The organism is Nocardia sp. NPDC051911, from assembly GCF_040681035.1.
GTDB classification, from domain to species: Bacteria; Actinomycetota; Actinomycetes; order Mycobacteriales; family Mycobacteriaceae; genus Nocardia; species Nocardia sichangensis.
Genome location: NZ_JBFAXY010000010.1, coordinates 1 through 15,536 on the forward strand (window position 1 = coordinate 1; position 15,536 = coordinate 15,536).

Annotated in this window: 13 protein-coding genes; 5 read left to right on the forward strand and 8 right to left on the reverse strand. The window is 69.0% G+C overall.

From position 1 onward, the window contains the following. Window positions 1-129 precede the first annotated feature (129 nt). Window positions 130-1,728: a phosphoglycerate dehydrogenase gene (serA, locus tag AB0L97_RS14415; RefSeq protein ID WP_355080573.1), complete on the reverse strand. Its 1,599-nt coding sequence runs from the start codon at window positions 1,726-1,728 to the stop codon at window positions 130-132. A gap of 143 nt (window positions 1,729-1,871) precedes the next feature. On the opposite strand from serA, the gene AB0L97_RS14420 reads away from it, so the two are divergent. Both AB0L97_RS14420 and AB0L97_RS14425 read left to right on the forward strand, forming a co-directional pair. Continuing rightward, entirely contained in the window at window positions 1,872-2,426 is a 555-nt protein-coding gene (locus tag AB0L97_RS14420; RefSeq protein WP_364429145.1) for a TetR/AcrR family transcriptional regulator, read from the forward strand. 75 nt (window positions 2,427-2,501) lie between these two features. Beyond that, the gene (locus tag AB0L97_RS14425; protein WP_364429148.1) at window positions 2,502-4,211 is read left to right on the forward strand and encodes an alpha/beta fold hydrolase; all 1,710 of its coding nucleotides are present in this window, start codon (window positions 2,502-2,504) and stop codon (window positions 4,209-4,211) included. A gap of 875 nt (window positions 4,212-5,086) precedes the next feature. Here AB0L97_RS14425 and AB0L97_RS14430 read toward each other — a convergent pair. Further along, on the reverse strand, window positions 5,087-6,013 hold the full coding sequence (locus AB0L97_RS14430) for a LysR family transcriptional regulator (RefSeq protein ID WP_364429151.1): 927 nt from the start codon (window positions 6,011-6,013) through the stop codon (window positions 5,087-5,089). Window positions 6,014-6,106: 93 nt separating this feature from the next. On the opposite strand from AB0L97_RS14430, the gene AB0L97_RS14435 reads away from it, so the two are divergent. Together AB0L97_RS14435 and AB0L97_RS14440 are read left to right on the forward strand one after the other, a co-directional pair. Beyond that, window positions 6,107-7,297, forward strand: a complete 1,191-nt coding sequence (locus AB0L97_RS14435) for an MFS transporter (RefSeq protein ID WP_364429154.1) — start codon at window positions 6,107-6,109, stop codon at window positions 7,295-7,297. A 51-nt stretch (window positions 7,298-7,348) separates the two neighbouring features. Continuing rightward, a complete protein-coding gene (locus tag AB0L97_RS14440; RefSeq protein ID WP_364429157.1) occupies window positions 7,349-8,155 on the forward strand; it encodes a nucleotidyltransferase domain-containing protein in 807 nt (268 codons plus the stop codon). A 3-nt stretch (window positions 8,156-8,158) separates the two neighbouring features. Here AB0L97_RS14440 and AB0L97_RS14445 read toward each other — a convergent pair whose 3' ends face one another. Then, a complete protein-coding gene (locus AB0L97_RS14445) occupies window positions 8,159-8,671 on the reverse strand; it encodes a helix-turn-helix domain-containing protein (RefSeq protein WP_356961224.1) in 513 nt (170 codons plus the stop codon). Between the two features lie 110 nt (window positions 8,672-8,781). Here AB0L97_RS14445 and AB0L97_RS14450 point away from each other — a divergent pair, with 110 nt between their 5' ends. Continuing rightward, window positions 8,782-9,420 (forward strand): dihydrofolate reductase family protein, encoded by a 639-nt coding sequence (locus AB0L97_RS14450; protein ID WP_356961223.1) that lies wholly within the window; start codon window positions 8,782-8,784, stop codon window positions 9,418-9,420. 69 nt (window positions 9,421-9,489) lie between these two features. On the opposite strand, the gene AB0L97_RS14455 is transcribed toward AB0L97_RS14450, so the two are convergent. The 5 genes from AB0L97_RS14455 to iolC form a co-directional block, all read right to left on the reverse strand. Next, complete coding sequence (locus AB0L97_RS14455; RefSeq protein WP_014987157.1) at window positions 9,490-9,693, reverse strand: cold-shock protein; 204 nt, start codon at window positions 9,691-9,693, stop codon at window positions 9,490-9,492. A 468-nt stretch (window positions 9,694-10,161) separates the two neighbouring features. Next, window positions 10,162-12,003 (reverse strand): 3D-(3,5/4)-trihydroxycyclohexane-1,2-dione acylhydrolase (decyclizing), encoded by a 1,842-nt coding sequence (gene iolD, locus AB0L97_RS14460; RefSeq protein WP_364429162.1) that lies wholly within the window; start codon window positions 12,001-12,003, stop codon window positions 10,162-10,164. Next, a complete protein-coding gene (iolB, locus tag AB0L97_RS14465; protein ID WP_364429165.1) occupies window positions 12,000-12,890 on the reverse strand; it encodes a 5-deoxy-glucuronate isomerase in 891 nt (296 codons plus the stop codon). Before iolB ends, iolD begins: the two co-directional genes overlap by 4 nt. Before the next feature lie 220 nt (window positions 12,891-13,110). Then, window positions 13,111-14,004, reverse strand: coding sequence for an aldolase (locus AB0L97_RS14470; RefSeq protein WP_364429169.1), 894 nt, complete (start codon window positions 14,002-14,004; stop codon window positions 13,111-13,113). 581 nt (window positions 14,005-14,585) lie between these two features. Then, complete coding sequence (gene iolC / locus AB0L97_RS14475; RefSeq protein WP_364429173.1) at window positions 14,586-15,524, reverse strand: 5-dehydro-2-deoxygluconokinase; 939 nt, start codon at window positions 15,522-15,524, stop codon at window positions 14,586-14,588. Window positions 15,525-15,536 lie beyond the last annotated feature (12 nt).

Below are 15,536 nucleotides of genomic sequence, written 5' to 3' on the forward strand. Positions count from 1 at the left end.
CGTCGGCATAGGTTTGACCCTTGGTCGAGACTTCGCGCCGTTCACCCAGGTCGATCGCGAAAAATCGACGCACGAGTGCTCGTGCGCGGCGCCGATTCCGAGTTCACCGGGGCCGCGCCCCGGATCGGATCAGGACAGGTCGACCTGCACGACCTTGGCCGCGCCGACGGACTCGGCGATCGCGGCCTGGACGTCGGCGGGCACCTCGCGGGCCACGCGCAGCACCACGGTGGCGCCTTCCTTGTCGACGTCCTGGGTCAGCTGCGCGGCCAGGATGTCGACCTCGGCCTCGCCGAGCTTGGTGCCGATCTTGCCCAGCGCGCCCGGCCGGTCGTCGTAGTTCAGGATGGCCAGGTTGAGGCCCTCGGCGCGCATGTCGTAGTTGCGCCCGTTGACGTTGACGATCTTCTCCACCAGCTGCGGCTCGGTCAGCGTGCCCGCCACGTTCAGGGTGCTGCCGTCGCCGAACACGGCGCGCAGGTCGACGACGCTGCGGTGGCTCGGGCTCTCCGTCGCGGTGGTGACCTCGGCGGTGATGCCCCGCTCCTTGGCCAGCGCGGGCGCGTTGACGAAGGTGACCTGGTCCTCCACCAGCGCGGAGAAGATGCCGCGCAGCGCGGACAGCTCCAGTACGCCGACCTCTTGCGCGGCCAGCTCGCCGCGCACCTGCACCTCCACGCTGACCGGCAGCTCGTTGGACAGCGCGCCGAGCAGGGCGCCCTGCTTGCGGACGATGTCCAGCCAGGGGGCGACCTCTTCGCCGACGGCGCCACCGGTGACGTTCACCGCGCCGGGCACGAACTCACCGGCGAGCGCCAGCAGCACCGACTTGGCGACGTCGGTGCCCGCGCGGTCCTGCGCCTCGGAGGTGGAGGCGCCCAGGTGCGGGGTCACCACGACCTGCGGCAGGTCGAACAGCGGGCTGTCGGTGCACGGCTCGGTCTCGAACACGTCCAGGCCCGCGGCGCGCACGTGGCCGGACTTGATGGCCTCGGCCAGGGCGGCCTCGTCGACCAGGCCACCGCGCGCGGCGTTGACGATGATCACGCCGGGCTTGGTCTTGGCGATGGCCTCCTTGCCGATGATGCCCTTGGTCTCCGGGGTCTTCGGCAGGTGGATCGAGATCAGATCGGCACGCTCGAGCAGTTCGTCCAGGCTGAGCAGCTCGATGCCGAGCTGCGCGGCGCGCGCGGGCGACACGTAGGGGTCGTAGGCGACGATCTTGGTCTCGAAGGCGGCCAGTCGCGCGGCGAACAGCTGACCGATGCGGCCGAGGCCGACGACGCCGACGGTCTTGTCGAAGATCTCGACGCCGTTGAACTTGCTGCGCTGCCAGGTGTGCTCACGCAGAGTGGCGTCCGCGGCCGGGATCTGGCGGGCGGCGGACAGCAAGAGGGTGACCGCGTGCTCGGCGGCGGTGTGGATGTTCGAGGTGGGCGCGTTCACGACCATGACGCCGCGCTCGGTGGCGGCGGGAACGTCGACGTTGTCCAGGCCGACGCCCGCGCGAGCGACGATCTTCAGGTTCTTCCCGGCTTCCAGGACCTCGGCGTCGACCGTGGTCGCCGACCGCACGAGCAGCGCGTCGGCCTCGGGCACCGCGGCCAGCAGGGCCGGGCGGTCCGGTCCGTCCACCCACCGGACCTCGACACCGTCACCGAGCGCGTCGACGGTCGACTGGGCGAGCTTGTCGGCGATCAGAACTACAGGACGGCCTGCTTGGCTCACGTGGAGTACTCCTGGGGAATGGGGTCGGCAATTACCGCCGACCAGCTTAGTGCGCGCGATTTCCGACCCGGCTACCACCTGGTGGGCGGCCGTCGTCAGTCCCGACGCTGGCAAAAATATGCAGACCGGTCTACAGTCACCGCATGGGCGTCAAAGGCACCGAGACTCGCGGCAAACTCGTCGACGCGGCGCGCACGCTGGTGGAGCGGCACGGTTACTACGGCGCCGGGCTCAACCAGATCCTGGCGGCCAGCGGGGCGCCGCGCGGATCGTTGTACTTCCATTTCCCCGGCGGCAAGGACGAATTGGTCGCGACGGCGGTCGCCCAAGCGGGCAAGGAGATCGCCGCGCTGATCGACGCCATCGAGCCCGGCGATGCCGCCGAGGCCGCGAGCAGGCTGCTCCGAGCGTTCGGCGACCGGCTGGAAGCATCCGGCTGGCAACAAGGCTGCCCGGTCGCCACCGTCGCCCTGGACGTCGCGGCGGCGAACGACCCGATCCAGGCCGAGTGCGCCGCCGCCTACGCCGCTTGGGAGCAGGCGCTGCGGATCCGGCTGCGGGCCGACGGCCGCGACGACGCGGACGATCTGGCGGCAGCGGTGCTCGCGATGGTCGAGGGCGCACTGCTGCTGGCACGTGCGCAGCGAAGCCGTGAACCCTTGGAACGGGTCGAACGCACACTGCGCGCCATGATCTGAGGCCGAATCCGCCGATACCGCAAGAAGTTTTCCATATCCACAGAATATGTAGACCGGTCTAGTAAGGAGGACGTCATGTCCCACAGCATCGTTTTCGGAGCCGCCGGGTTCCTCGGCCGCAATGCGGTCGCCCGCCTGCTCCAGCAGGGGCATTCCGTCGCCGCCGCATTGCGTGCGGGCAGTGCGGAGCGGCTCACCAGTTGGCTGCGCAGACAAGGCGTGGACGAGAGCGGGTTGGAGATCCTCACCTGTGACGTGACCGCGCCGGACCTCGGCCTGCCCGCCGAGTTCGATTCGTCCGGCGTGCGCGACGTGTACAACTGCGCGGCCCGCTTCGCCTTCGGGCTCGCCCCCGAGGACGCGTACGCGGTGAACGTCACCGGGGCGCTGCGGGTGTTGGAATGGGCCGCCGCCCTCCCCGAGTTGCGACGCGTCGTGCACATCACCGGGTACCGGATCACCGTGGAGGAATCCGAGGAGCAGCACTACGAGAACGGCGCGTACGGCGCGTCGAAGTTCGAATCGGATCCGCTGCTGCGTCGCCGGGCGGCGGAACTCGGCGTCGCGCTGACCATCGCGAACCCGAGCAGCGTCATCGGTCCCGGTCAATACATCGGGCTGGCGAGCGTCGTCGAGGATCTGTGGAACGGGCGGCTCCCGGCTCTCCCCGGCGGGCCCGAGACCTTCGTGCCCATCGTGGATCTGGGCTACTTCACGGATTTCTTGATCAGCCTGCCCACGCTGCCCGATACCGCGGGCCGGTCCTACACGGTTCTGGATGATCGGACTCCCATGCTGCCGAAGCTTGTTCGGCTACTGGCGGATCACCTGGGCGTCCGTGCGCCCCGGTTCTCGATTCCGGTCGGCGTCATCTCGAAGCTTCCGCCCGCACTCACCGGCGCCGACCCGGAGACGCTCAGCTTCATCGCCGACGACCGCTACGACACATCGGCGGCGCTGGAAGTGGCGCGCCGAGCCGGGCTCACCATGCCGCCGACCGAGGCGACCCTCCTGGGCTGGGCCGACCATCTCGTGGCCACCCGGTTCGGCGCGGTGGCCGATGACCCGACAGCCGGTTTCGCCCACGGTGTCTGGGTCGGCGGCGAGCGCGTCCGCCCCGCTTACGTCCTGGTGCACGGCCTTCCGTTGGACGGCGAGTCGTGGAACGAGGTGCGCGCGGAGCTGGACGGGCCCAGCCTGGTCGTGGACCTGCCCGGCCTCGGGCGTTCGGCGCCCGGGGATCGTGACGCGGTGCTGCCGGGATTGCTCGCTTCGGTGCACACGCGCCCCGTTCTGGTCGGCCACTCGCTCGGCTGCGGCCCGGTGCTGCGGTACGCGGCGCAGCATCCCGACCGAGTCTCCGGCGTGGTGCTGGTCGCGCCCGCCTTCTTGCAGCCGCGGTCGGGCCGGCTGCTGCGCTCGCCACTCGCGACCGCGGCGATGCGCCGGATCTCGGCGGCGGCCTTGTCGAAACGGCTCGGCGTGCCCGAGAGCGACGCCATCGCGAGCGCGGCGGCGAACCTGCGCAGGCCGGGCGTCGCGGGTCGAACGGTCGGCGCGTTACGCGAGGCGAGCGCTCCCGCGCGGCGTGCAGAGTTGCGAACTCTGCTGGAACGGATCGACGTGCCGGTGCGGATCATCGCCGGTTCCGACGACCCGATCACCGCTCCGACCGCGCGAGAGCGGATTTCGATCGAAGGCGCGGGCCACTACCCGCAACTGACCCACCCGGCCCAGGTGGCGGCAGAACTCAGCCGGATCTCCGCCGTCGCGGCGCAAGGCTGATCTCCGACTCCGGCGTCGAGGGCACGGGGCCACACCCACCGCTGACCACGCGGCACGAGGCCGATCCCGACCGCCGACATCCCGGCCGCGCGGCCGATCCCGCCCGTTGCGGGGCGCGGCTTGTCGACGCGCGGCACACGCGGCCGCACTGTGCTTCGACCTTCCCGGCATCGGCGCGGACCTCATCGCGGCGGAACCCGACCACCCCGGCTCGTCCCAACCGCACACAGCGGCGGGCCCCCACACCACCAGGTGCGGGGGCCCGCTCGGTCACGCCATCGGTCGGCGTGCGACCCGGTCGACTCTGCTCGACCGTTACGTCGGTCAGCGGCCGCCGAAGGAACCCGTCCACAGGGTGTCGACAAGACCGTGCAGCGCGGCGCCAAGGGTGCCGAAAAGACCGTTCAGGGCAGCGCTACCGGTGTCGATGATAACGGGGATCATGGAAATACCTCTTCCTCGAAACTTATCCAGTCGAACTGGCTGACACGGGGCATGTCGGCGCCGGATCGGCGACAGTTACAGAATTCGAATGTTTGGTAATGCAGACCACATATCAATCGAAATGTGACTCACGACACTCATCCCCTTGCGAATGAGCTGGGAATCTATACGTTTGTCCAGGTCAAGACACCGAAAGCGCTAGAAGATTTCCCTCGCTAATAGAAGTCGAATGCGACATTCCAGAAAAACTTCGTACGAATCTCGCACCGCATCCGGAAAAGAGGCTGCCGAGTGATTCGAGCCACTTCGACGAACTCGGCAATAGAGATACCAAATAACTTTCGAATACGTCGAAGCGGTAGACGGAGAAATGCTCGGCTCCACGTCGGCGGCCCTGTTCCCGATTCTCCGGGCGCCGCGGCGGCAGACCGTCAGGATGCCCCGACAGTGACCGATCGCACATCTTCGGACGGCTTGGTGGCCGCGACGGCGCGGGAGAACGCGCGCACCCGCGGTGTCTCGCGATACCGGCGCCACACCAATCCGAGCCGGGACTCGGCGATCCCGGTGACCGGCACGAAGGCCACCGGCCGTCTGCGGTGGGAATCCGCGGTGGGATGACACAGCAACATCGCTCCGCGGCCGGCCGCCACCGCGGCGAGACCTTCTTCCAACGTGCCGACCTCGGGCCCGGAGCGCACCCTTCGACCGCCCGGCGTGACGTCGAGCGCCTGAGCTCTGCGCCAATACTCCGGCGCGGGCGCGCGCACTCCTATCAGTGGAAGATCGGCGAGTTCCTCTACCGACAGTTCGGCCCGGCCCGCAAGCGGGTGGGCACTGGCCAGCGCGAGCGTCTGCGGCTGCCCCACGAACACCGAGCCGAGCACGAGATCTCCCTCGCCCATCGGCAGCAGCACGACGGCGGCGTCGACCTCGTCGCGCCGCACCGCACCGAACGGGTCGGCCAGCGGTATTTCGACCAGCTCGGCCGAGCAGTCCGGGTGCCACTGCTGGAACAACTCGACCGCGGCCATCAGGTGATCGTTGCCCGCGCCTTGGAATCCGATGCGCAAGATCCCGTCCGCACCCCGGGCGGCGGCGCGAGCATCGTCGACCGTCGCGCGCAACGCGGCATAGGCGGGCCGCAGCGCGGCGAGGAAATCCGCGCCGAGCGGGGTCAACCGGACGGTGCGACTGGTCCGTTCCACGAGCTGTCCGCCGATGCGCCGCTCCAGCGAGCGCAGTAGCTGGCTCACCCGGCTCTGCGACACATACAGCCGAGCACCGGCCCGCCCGAAGTGCAGTTCCTCGGCGAGCGCGAGAAACGCTTCCAGTTCACGGACCTCCAGCCCACTCATCTGCCTCCCTTCCACGGTCGATGAGTCCAGCTCATAGAACTATGAGACCTTCGCCGTTGTTTCCCCATACCGCGAGCCTTTTGTCTGGAAGACATGACACAGGTTCGAGAAGTCGTTGCTTCGCAGCCGGTTTCGTCGCTACGCGGTTGGCTCGGAGTCGGCGCGGTGGCAGCGGGCACGTTCACGGTGGTCACCGCCGAGATGTTGCCGGTCGGACTGCTCACTCCGATCGGCTCGGCGCTGCGAGTGAGCGAAGGCCGCGCCGGTCTCGCGTTGACGGTGACAGGCCTGGTCGCCGCGCTGGCCGCGCCCTTGGTCACCGCGACGCTGCGCCGAGTCGAGCGCAAGGTGGTGCTGTGCGGATTGCTGGCGCTGCTCGCGCTGGGCAATCTCGGCGCGGCCGCCGCCCCCACCTTCGGCGTGCTGATCGGGGCGCGGGTGCTGGTCGGCGTCGGCATGGGCGGGGTGTGGGCGATCGCGGCGAGCCTGGCCGCGCGGCTGGTGCCCGCGCGATCGGTCGCCGCCGCGACCTCGCTGGTCTTCTCCGGCGTCGCGGTCGCGTCGGTGCTCGGCATTCCGGCGGGAACTTTCTTGGGTGCGCTCGCCGGGTGGCGGATCGCGTTCGTGGCCGCGGCCTGCCTGGCAGTACTGGTGCTCGCGGCTCTGGCGGTGCTGCTGCCGCGTCTGCCCGCGACGGAAACCTCGGCATTGCGTGGCGTGTTGCGACTTTCGCGGCAGCCCGGCTTGCGAATCGCCTTGCTCGTTGTCGCATTCCTGGTAACCGGCCACTTCACCGCCTACACCTATGTGCGGCCTGCGCTCGAGGGAGCGACCGGCGTCGATGCGGAAACGCTCGGTGCGCTGTTGCTCATCTACGGGATCGCCGGTGTCGCAGGCAATTTCGGCGCGGGAGCCGCTGCGGCGCGGGCACCGCGGAAGACCTTGACAGCGATCGGCTCGATTCTCGCCGCGACCACGATCGCCTTGCCCGTGCTGGGCGCCTCCCTGCCGGGGGCTGTCGTGCTGATGATCGTGTGGGGCGTGTCCTACGGCGGGGTCTCGGTGAGCACGCAAAGCTGGGTCTTCGCCGCGGCGCCGCAGGCGAAGGAAGGCGCGTCCGCGCTGTTCGCGGGTGTTTTCAATGCCGCCATCGCGCTGGGGTCGCTGACCGGCGGTCTGGCGGCGGACGCGATCGGCGTGGCCGCCGCCATGTGGCTGGGCGGGACGCTCGCGCTCATGGCCGTGCCGGTCGCCGCGCTCGGAAGGGACGTCCACCCGTCCTGAACGACGAAAACGCAGCTGCGACAACCTCGCTGCGGCACCTACCATCGCTCCATGTCTCTGCGCGCGATACCGGATTCGATGGACCCGACGGTGGTCGGGTCCATCGATCGCGAGCTGGACCGGGTGGAGCTGGACCACGGGGTGTCGATCCGGTTGGCGATCGAAAGCGGTAGCCGCGCGTGGGGCTTTCCGTCTCCCGATTCGGACTACGACTGTCGGTTCGTCTACGTCGCCGCGCTGGAGACCTACCTGTCCCCGTGGCGCACCCGCGACGTGGTGGAGACGCCGCTCACGGATCTGCTCGACGTGAACGGCTGGGATCTGGCCAAAGCGCTGCGCTTGCTGGTGCAGGGCAACGCCGTGCTGATCGAATGGCTGATGTCGCCGATCGTGTACCGCGGCGACCCGCCGTTTCGCGACCGATTGCGCGCGCTGGCCGATGAGGTCGCCGACCGTGACAGGGTCGCCCGGCACTATCTGCACCTGGGCGCCAAGCAGTGGGAGCTGTTCGAGCGCACCGGATCGCTGAAGAAGGTGTTCTACGCGCTGCGTCCGGCGATGGCACTACGCTCGCTGCGCGAGCGTCCCGGGGCGGCGGTGGCGCCGATGCATCTGCCCACACTGTTGCGGCAGTGCGAGCTGCCCGCGGAGTTGTCGGCGGCGGTAACCGAGCTGACCGACCTCAAATCACGAACCCGCGAGATGGGCAGCGGTTCGGTGCCCGCGCCGATCTCCGCGTTCATCGCCGCCGAATTCGCCTGTGCGGAGGATGTTTTCGTTAAATCTCGGGGCCAGGACATCACTCGGGCCAGGGCGATGACCGCGGAGTTCTTCCGCTCCGAGGCACTGGCGGGCTGACGCCTACGAGGCGACTTTCCGATCGTCCTCGGCGACGGCGTCGGCGTAAGCCTGGGCGAGTCGCTGCGTGGCGGTCGGACGGTCCGGATCCGGGCGCGGGATGCCGAGGTGGCCCTCGCGCAATTCGTCCATGAAATCCGCCCATAGCCGCGGACCGCCCGCCTCGAGCAATTCGGCGCGAACCCGGAGACGCTTGGTGGTCGGGCGGTGCCGCAGACCCCACGCGCCGAGCTGCGCCATGATCGGCACCAATTGGATGGCCGCTTCGGTGAGCCGGTATTCGGCCTTCTGGCCGGGCCTGGTGTCCGCACGGCTGAGCAGCCCGGCGGCCACCAGGCGCTTGAGCCGGTCGGACAGGATGTTGGAGGCGATGCCCTCCTCCGATCCGGCCAGCAGTTCGCGGAAGTGCCGCCGGTTGCCGAACATCACGTCACGCAGCACCAGCAGCGTCCACCGATCGCCGATCACCTCGATCGTCGCGTTGATCGGGCATCCCGAACGTCCCTCCTCGCGCATCCGGCACTCCTGTCGGTCGTCAACTACTGCTTGCAATATACAACCAGTTGGACGTACGCTGCCGCATAACCGATTGCGAATTGCAATCACTTAGTGGGAATGAGTGGGCCATGCCGAAGCTGCGCGTACACAACCTGGCGATCTCCCTGGACGGCTATGTCGCCGGTCCGAACCAAGGGCCGGACAATCCGCTGGGCGAAGGCGGCACGCGACTGCACGAGTGGGTCTTCGCGACCCCTTACGCCAACCCGGAGGCCACGAACGATCCCGGCGTCGACGATGAGCATCTGGCCGCGGGCGATCGCGGCATCGGCGCGACCATCATGGGACGCAATATGTTCGGTCCGATTCGCGGAGCATGGCCGAACCACGAATGGACGGGTTGGTGGGGCGACAATCCGCCGTACCACCACGACGTCTTCGTCCTGACGCACCATCCACGCCCATCGTTCGGGATGGAGGGCGGGACCACCTTCCACTTCGTGGACGAAACCCCCGAGGCGGTGCTGCACCGCGCGTTCGACGCGGCGAACGGCCAAGACGTGCGCTTGGGCGGCGGTTGCTCCACGGTGCGGCAGTTCCTGCGGACGCGGCTGGTGGACGAGTTGCATTTGGCCGTCGTCCCGATCCTGCTCGGCGCGGGCGAGCGCCTCTACGACGATCTGGGCGAACTGCCCGGCTACCAGGTCGCCTCGGTGACCCACTCACCCGCCGTCACCCATGTCACCTTCACCCGCTCCGAGGCGTAAGGACCCTCCGAACAAGCGGAAAGGCCCCACACCGTCCCGGTGCGGGGCCTTTCGAAAGTCAAGTCGCGATCAGAGAACGCGGACGTCCTGGGCCTGCGGACCCTTCTGTCCCTGGCCGATCTCGAACTCCACGCGCTGCCCCTCATCGAGGGACCGGAAACCCGAGCCGCTCACAGCCGAGTAGTGCACGAAGACGTCGGGCCCTCCGCCGTCTTGTGCGATGAAGCCGAAGCCCTTCTCGCTGTTGAACCACTTCACAATGCCTTGAGCCATTTCATACTTTCTGTAGACGAGCCAGGTGGTGTTATCGAGATGCCCTGGTCTCGTAGATCAACGATGCCATGATCCGACGAATTACTCACGTTTCGCACCACCAACTGTGAGCTAACGCTCACGAGGACGCTCGGCTCGGTCGTGCGCGAGTGCACTCGTAATGCTCGCTCAGGGGCGGGCTGGTCTGTCACCTCCCACGCTCGGTCGGGTCCCGATCACGCGACATCGCCGGGGCCCGCCCGTCGGGTACCCGTACTTTTCGCCGGATAACGCCCGTCACCCTCCCTGACGAGCATGCTCCACCGACCTGCGCCAGGCAGCGTGGAGCTTCTTTGCGACGCGGCTCGAAACCGATACGGATTCGCTACCAGTTATCTTGTGCCGCAGCGTATTTCAGCGTACCACGCCTAGACTCCTACTTCAGCCTAGGTCCGTCGCCCATCGGGCGCACTGTTCATTAAGTTCTGTTCACGGCCGGAGGTAGCGCACCTGGCGCGGTTTCGCCTCGTCGTAGGCGGCGCGGCCCGGCAGCTGCTCGGGCACGCCGACCTCCCACCAGGCGCCCGCGTCGGTCCACGACGACGGCCGCGTCCGCACAACCAGCACGGCGGGGCGCTGCTCGGCCATCGCCGTCGCCCGCGCCCGCAGGTACGCGTCACGAAATTCGTCCAGGTCGGCGGCGGTGAAAGCGGCACACCCCAGAGCGGCGGCATGGGCGGCGAAATCGACTCGCGGCGGTTGTTCCCGCGTGGTGCGGCAATCGGCATAGAAGTTGTTGAACGGCTCGCCGCCCTGCCCCTCTTGCAGCCTCGCGATCACGGCATAGCCGTCGTTGTCGCAGACCACCGCGACGAACGGATGCCCGGCGAAGGCTGCCGAGAACAACTCCGAGTTCAGCATCAGATACGAGCCGTCGCCGAGCAGCGTCGTCACCACGCCGTCGGTGCGCGCCATGGCCGCGCCCCACGCGCCCGCCAGCTCGTAGCCCATGCAGGAGAAGCCGTATTCCACGTCCATGGTCGGCGCGCCACCGGTCGCCCGCCAGCCGCCGACGAGTTCACCGGGCAGGCCGCCGGAGGCCGTCAGCACATAGTCGCTCGGCCCGCTCAGGTCGTTCACGGCGCCGACCACCTGGGCGTAGCTCGGCGCGCCCGGGGTCGGCGCGCGCAATTCATCGATGTGCGCGTCCCAGGCGCCCCGCTGCTCGGCGGCTCGCGCGGTCCACTCGGCGTCGACTCGCCACTTCCCCATCCGCCCGGCCAGCTCGCACACCGTGGCCTCGGCGTCGCCGACCACCGCTAGCGCGCCGTGCTTGACGGCGTCGAAGCGTGCCACGTTGATGGTGACCAGGCGAACGTCCGGTGCGAAGACCGTCCAGGACGCGGTGGTGAAGTCCTGCAACCGGGTGCCGACCGCGAGGACCAGGTCGGCGTCGGCCGCCATCGCGTTCGCCGACGCCGAGCCGGTGATGCCGAGCGGTCCCGCGTACAGCGGATGCTCGTGCGGCACCAGGGTGCGGCCCGCGGTGGTCTCCACGATCGGAATGCCGTGCTTCTCGGCGAATTCCAGCAGGATGCGTCCCGCGCCCGAATACCGGACGCCGCCGCCGAGGATCAGCAGCGGACGGTGCGCGGCGCGCAGTGCGGCGACGGCTTCGGCGAGTGCCCGGTGGTCGGGACGTGGCCGGGTGAGACGGTGCAGCACCGGCTCGAAAAGCGTGTCAGGGAAGTCGTAGGTCTCGGCCTGGACATCCTGTGGAAGCGCCAGGACGACCGGGCCGGCGTCGGCCGGGTCGGTGAGCACCCCGGCCACCTGGGGCAAAGTGGCGATCAACTGTTCCGGGCGTGTGACGCGGTCGAAGTAGCGGCTCACCGCGCGGAACGCGTCGTTCACGGTGACGGTCGGGTCGCCGAAGTGCTCGACCTGTTGCAGAACCGGGTCCGGCGCGCGTCCGGTGAAGGTGTCGCCAGGAAGGAGGAGGAGCGGGAGGCGATTCGCGTGTGCGACGCCCGCCGCCGTCACCATGTTGAGCGCGCCGGGACCGATCGATGAGGTGGCGACACCGACCTGACGCCGATGAGTGGCCTTCGCATAGCCGACGGCGGCCAGCGCCATCCCCTCTTCGGCGTGCCCGCGCCAGACGGGGAGTTCGGCGCGCCGCTCGTGCAGCGCGGTGCCGAGGCCGAGCACGTTTCCGTGGCCGAAGATCGCGAAGACGGCGGGGAACAACGGCGCCTCGCGGCCGTCGAGTGTCTCCGAGCGCTGGGCGATCAACCAGGCCACCAGCGCCTGCGCCGTGGTGAGCTTCATCCGATCCGTCCTTCGTGGGAAGTGACCGGGCAGCGCGGATCGATCGGCTCGGCGTCCCAGCGCGCCCGCACCCAGCTGTGCGCGGGGTCGTCGCAGAACGCCATCGATCGCTCGGGCGCCGGACCGGCCAGCACGTTGAGGTAGTACATGGGGTAACCAGGCGCGGCGATGCACGGGCCGTGATAACCGCGCGGGATCAGGAAGACGTCACCGTCGCGGGCCACGACGTTCTCGTTCACCGTGCCGTCGGCGGTGTACGTGCGGTGCATACCGAATCCCTCGCGGGACGGGGTGATGCCGTCCCGTCCGGCGATGCGGAAGTAGTAGATCTCCTCGTTGACGACCTCGCAGGCGCTGGCCTCGTCGTGCTTGTGCGGCGGATAGGATGACCAGTTGCCGTCCGGGGTGATCAACTCGCAGGCGTTGAGCTTGTCCGCGTGTTCCCACACACCGGGTATGCCGAAGTTGGTCACCTGACGCGTCGCGCTTCCCGCGCCTCGGATTTCGACCGGCACCTCCTCGGCAGGGCCGTATCTCGGCTCGAGCCGCTTCCCGCATCGCGCCATCGGCAGTGCTACCTCGAGGTCGCCGCCCTCGGCCACGAGTTCCAGTTCGGCGTCGCGCGGGACGTAGGCGAAATCCGTCACTCGGGTGAAGACCGATTCCCGGCCGGTCAGCGCGTAGGTCTCGCCGTCGACGCGTACCGTGCACGCCCCTGACAGCGGCAGGACGAACGCCTCGAACTCCCCCGTCCGAACTGTCCGCGACTCGCCCGCGTCGATCCGCAGCACCCGCAGCCCGGCATAGGTCCATCCGGCGTCGTCGGGAGTCAGCAGGATCGGGTCACCGTCATGACGCAGCGTTCCTTCCGGACGATGCAGTGTCATCGCACCTCCTCCATGCTCGATCCAGAACCGGCAACTCGGTCGCCTCGCCGGGCGAACACATTCGGCCGACCCCTTCGCCGACGACCGTGCCAGTGGTCGGAGACTGTGCCCGTGCTGTACACGGCAGGAACGACGGGAACCGCTCGGATCGGCTCTGTCGGTGAGCGATCGCCGCCGTCTGTGGCACATCGCGAGGCCGGTACCCAGATGCTGTCCCGCCTCATCGGGCTTCTTTCAGCAAGCGGGCGGCGGTTTCGACCGCCCTGGCGACGTCGCCGTCCGGTGGGTACAGCAGGGTGCGGCCGACGACGAGACCGCGAACAACGTCGTGGCCGAGCGCCCCGCCCCACAGCGCTCGATCCACCGCCGGATCTCCGGACGGTGCACCGCCCAGCACGAGAACCGGCAGTGTGGTGGCGTCCAGTACCGAAATATCCTGCGGTGCGGGGATCTTCAGCCAGGTGTAGGCCGAGGTGACACCGAGTCCGGAGGCCACCGTGATCGCCCGCGACAGCGAGACCGCGTCCTTGCTCATCACCAGCGCATCGGAGCCGTCCCGGTGATACGGAAGCGGCTCGACCATCGCCATCAGCTCGTGCGCCGCTAGCTCCGAGACCGCCTCCGCGCAAGCTTGCAGCGTCGGCACGGTGCCCGCGTCGGAGTCGACCAGGCGCAGCAGCATTTTGCCGCCGTCGAGCCGGAACCGCGCGATGGAGTCCGCGTCGTATCCGGTGAAGCGGTCGTCGATCTCCCACTCCGCGCCCGCCAGCCCACCGCGGTTCATCGAACCGATCACGACCTTGTCGTCCAGCGCGTCCAGCAGCAACAGTTCCTCGACCACGTCCGGCGAGCCGAGCACGCCGTCGACATCCGGGTCGGCCAGGGCGATCAGCAGCCGTTCCAGCAACGCGCGCCGATCCGCCATGGCCGTGCGATCCGCGCCGACGCCCAGCGCCCCGCGGGCCGGGTGGTCGGCGGCGACGAGGAACAAGGTCTGCTTGCCCGCCAACAAGTCGGCGCGGCGTACTCGTTTGGCGTAGGCCCGTTCGACCGCGGCGGGGTCCGTCGCGCGCACGTGCAGTAACTCACGCCAGCGTTCGTCGGTCACATGCATGACGGTTACTCCTTCCCGCACTCAGTGCTCAGCCGCGGTCCGCGGCTCGATCACAGATCGGTCCGCGCGCCGCTTCTCGATTGCCGGCCCAGCTCAACCGCACAGCTGAGTCTCCATCGGTCCGGATGCCCCTGATTTCCGGCCCGGCTCGACCACACAGCTGCTCCCCATACGGTGCGGCTGGCCCGGAATTCCAGCCCGGCTCCACAACACGGCCGCTCCCCATACGGTGCGGCTGCCCCGGAATTCCAGCCCGGCTCCACAACACGGCCGCTCCCCATTCGGTGCGGCTGCCTGGCAGATGCTCGATCTCCGGGTCCGTGTGCCATCGCATCCGCCGCACGCCGGGCAAGAAGCGGCCGATGCGCCCATCGTGTCGGCGTTGGTGTCGGTGCACGCGAGGCCGATCCGAAAGCAGACCATGGATCGGATAGCGGCACTTGCGCTTCGCGGGCCACCGAGCTGCCGGAGCCCGTAGCTGCGCTCCGTCCCGACGGGCATCCGTCGCACACACGCGCAGTGACTCGCCCGAGAGCCGTCGGCCACCGGCACGACAGCCGCTTCGCCCCGCCCTCGCGACTTCAGCCGCACAGCAGTTCCTCGATCTCCGCGCCCGTGGGCATCGCGTCGGCGCAGGCCAGGCGCGCGGCGACCAGAGCGCCCGCCGCGTTGGCGTAGGTGGCGATGCGGCGCGGGTCCCAGTCCGAGAGCAGTCCGTGGATCAGCGCCCCGCCGAATCCGTCACCCGCGCCGAGCCCGCACACCACGTCCACGCGGCACGGCGGCACCGTCCAACGTTCCTCGCCGGTGGCCACCAGCACGCCGTCGCCGCCTTGCTTGATCACCGCGAGGCGCACTCCGCGGGCGAGCAACCGATCGGCCGCCGCGTGCGGGTCAGCGGTGCCTACCGCCATCTCTACCTCGGCGCGGTTTCCGACCACTACGTTCACGTGGTCGACCATCCACCCGATCTCGGTCCGCGCGGTCTGGACATCCGGCCAGAACATCGGCCGGTAGTCCAGGTCGAGCACCGTATGCCCGCGTCGTGCACGCCGCAGCAATATGTCCCGCTGCGTGCCGCGCCCCGGCTCCGCGCTCACTCCGGTGCCGGTGACCCACAGCAGGGGCACGGCATCCACGGCTTCCCAGGGCACTTCGTCCGGAGTGATGGTCAGGTCCGGCGCGATCGGCGCGCGGTAGAACAGCAGTGGCGGATCGGACGGCGGCGTGAGCTCGCAGAAGACCACGGGCGTCTGGAGGCCCGGCGCGGTCGTCACATAACGGGACGAGACGCCGAAGTCCTCCAGCGCCGTGCGCACGAAGTCGCCGAAGCCATCGGGGCCCACCTTGGTCAGCACCGCCGTACGGCGACCGAGCCGGGCGGCGGCCACGGCGACGTTGGTCGCGGTGCCGCCCAAGAATTTCGAGAAGCTGCGCACCTGTGCCAAGGCGACGCCGCTTTGTTCGGGATACAGGTCCACCCCGACCCGGCCGATGGTCAACGCCTCCAGCTCGGTCACGAATTCGCCTCC

Bases quoted from the DNA above. Each gene is read 5' to 3' on its own strand.
- AB0L97_RS14450 (WP_356961223.1), top strand. From the start codon at position 8,782: ATGCCGAAGCTGCGCGTACACAACCTGGCGATCTCCCTGGACGGCTAT.
- iolB (WP_364429165.1), bottom strand. From the start codon at position 12,890: ATGACACTGCATCGTCCGGAAGGAACGCTGCGTCATGACGGTGACCCG.
- AB0L97_RS14435 (WP_364429154.1), top strand. From the start codon at position 6,107: ATGACACAGGTTCGAGAAGTCGTTGCTTCGCAGCCGGTTTCGTCGCTA.
- AB0L97_RS14445 (WP_356961224.1), bottom strand. From the start codon at position 8,671: ATGCGCGAGGAGGGACGTTCGGGATGCCCGATCAACGCGACGATCGAG.
- iolD (WP_364429162.1), bottom strand. From the start codon at position 12,003: ATGAAGCTCACCACGGCGCAGGCGCTGGTGGCCTGGTTGATCGCCCAG.
- AB0L97_RS14430 (WP_364429151.1), bottom strand. From the start codon at position 6,013: ATGAGTGGGCTGGAGGTCCGTGAACTGGAAGCGTTTCTCGCGCTCGCC.
- AB0L97_RS14455 (WP_014987157.1), bottom strand. From the start codon at position 9,693: ATGGCTCAAGGCATTGTGAAGTGGTTCAACAGCGAGAAGGGCTTCGGC.
- AB0L97_RS14440 (WP_364429157.1), top strand. From the start codon at position 7,349: ATGTCTCTGCGCGCGATACCGGATTCGATGGACCCGACGGTGGTCGGG.
- AB0L97_RS14425 (WP_364429148.1), top strand. From the start codon at position 2,502: ATGTCCCACAGCATCGTTTTCGGAGCCGCCGGGTTCCTCGGCCGCAAT.
- AB0L97_RS14470 (WP_364429169.1), bottom strand. From the start codon at position 14,004: ATGCATGTGACCGACGAACGCTGGCGTGAGTTACTGCACGTGCGCGCG.
- AB0L97_RS14420 (WP_364429145.1), top strand. From the start codon at position 1,872: ATGGGCGTCAAAGGCACCGAGACTCGCGGCAAACTCGTCGACGCGGCG.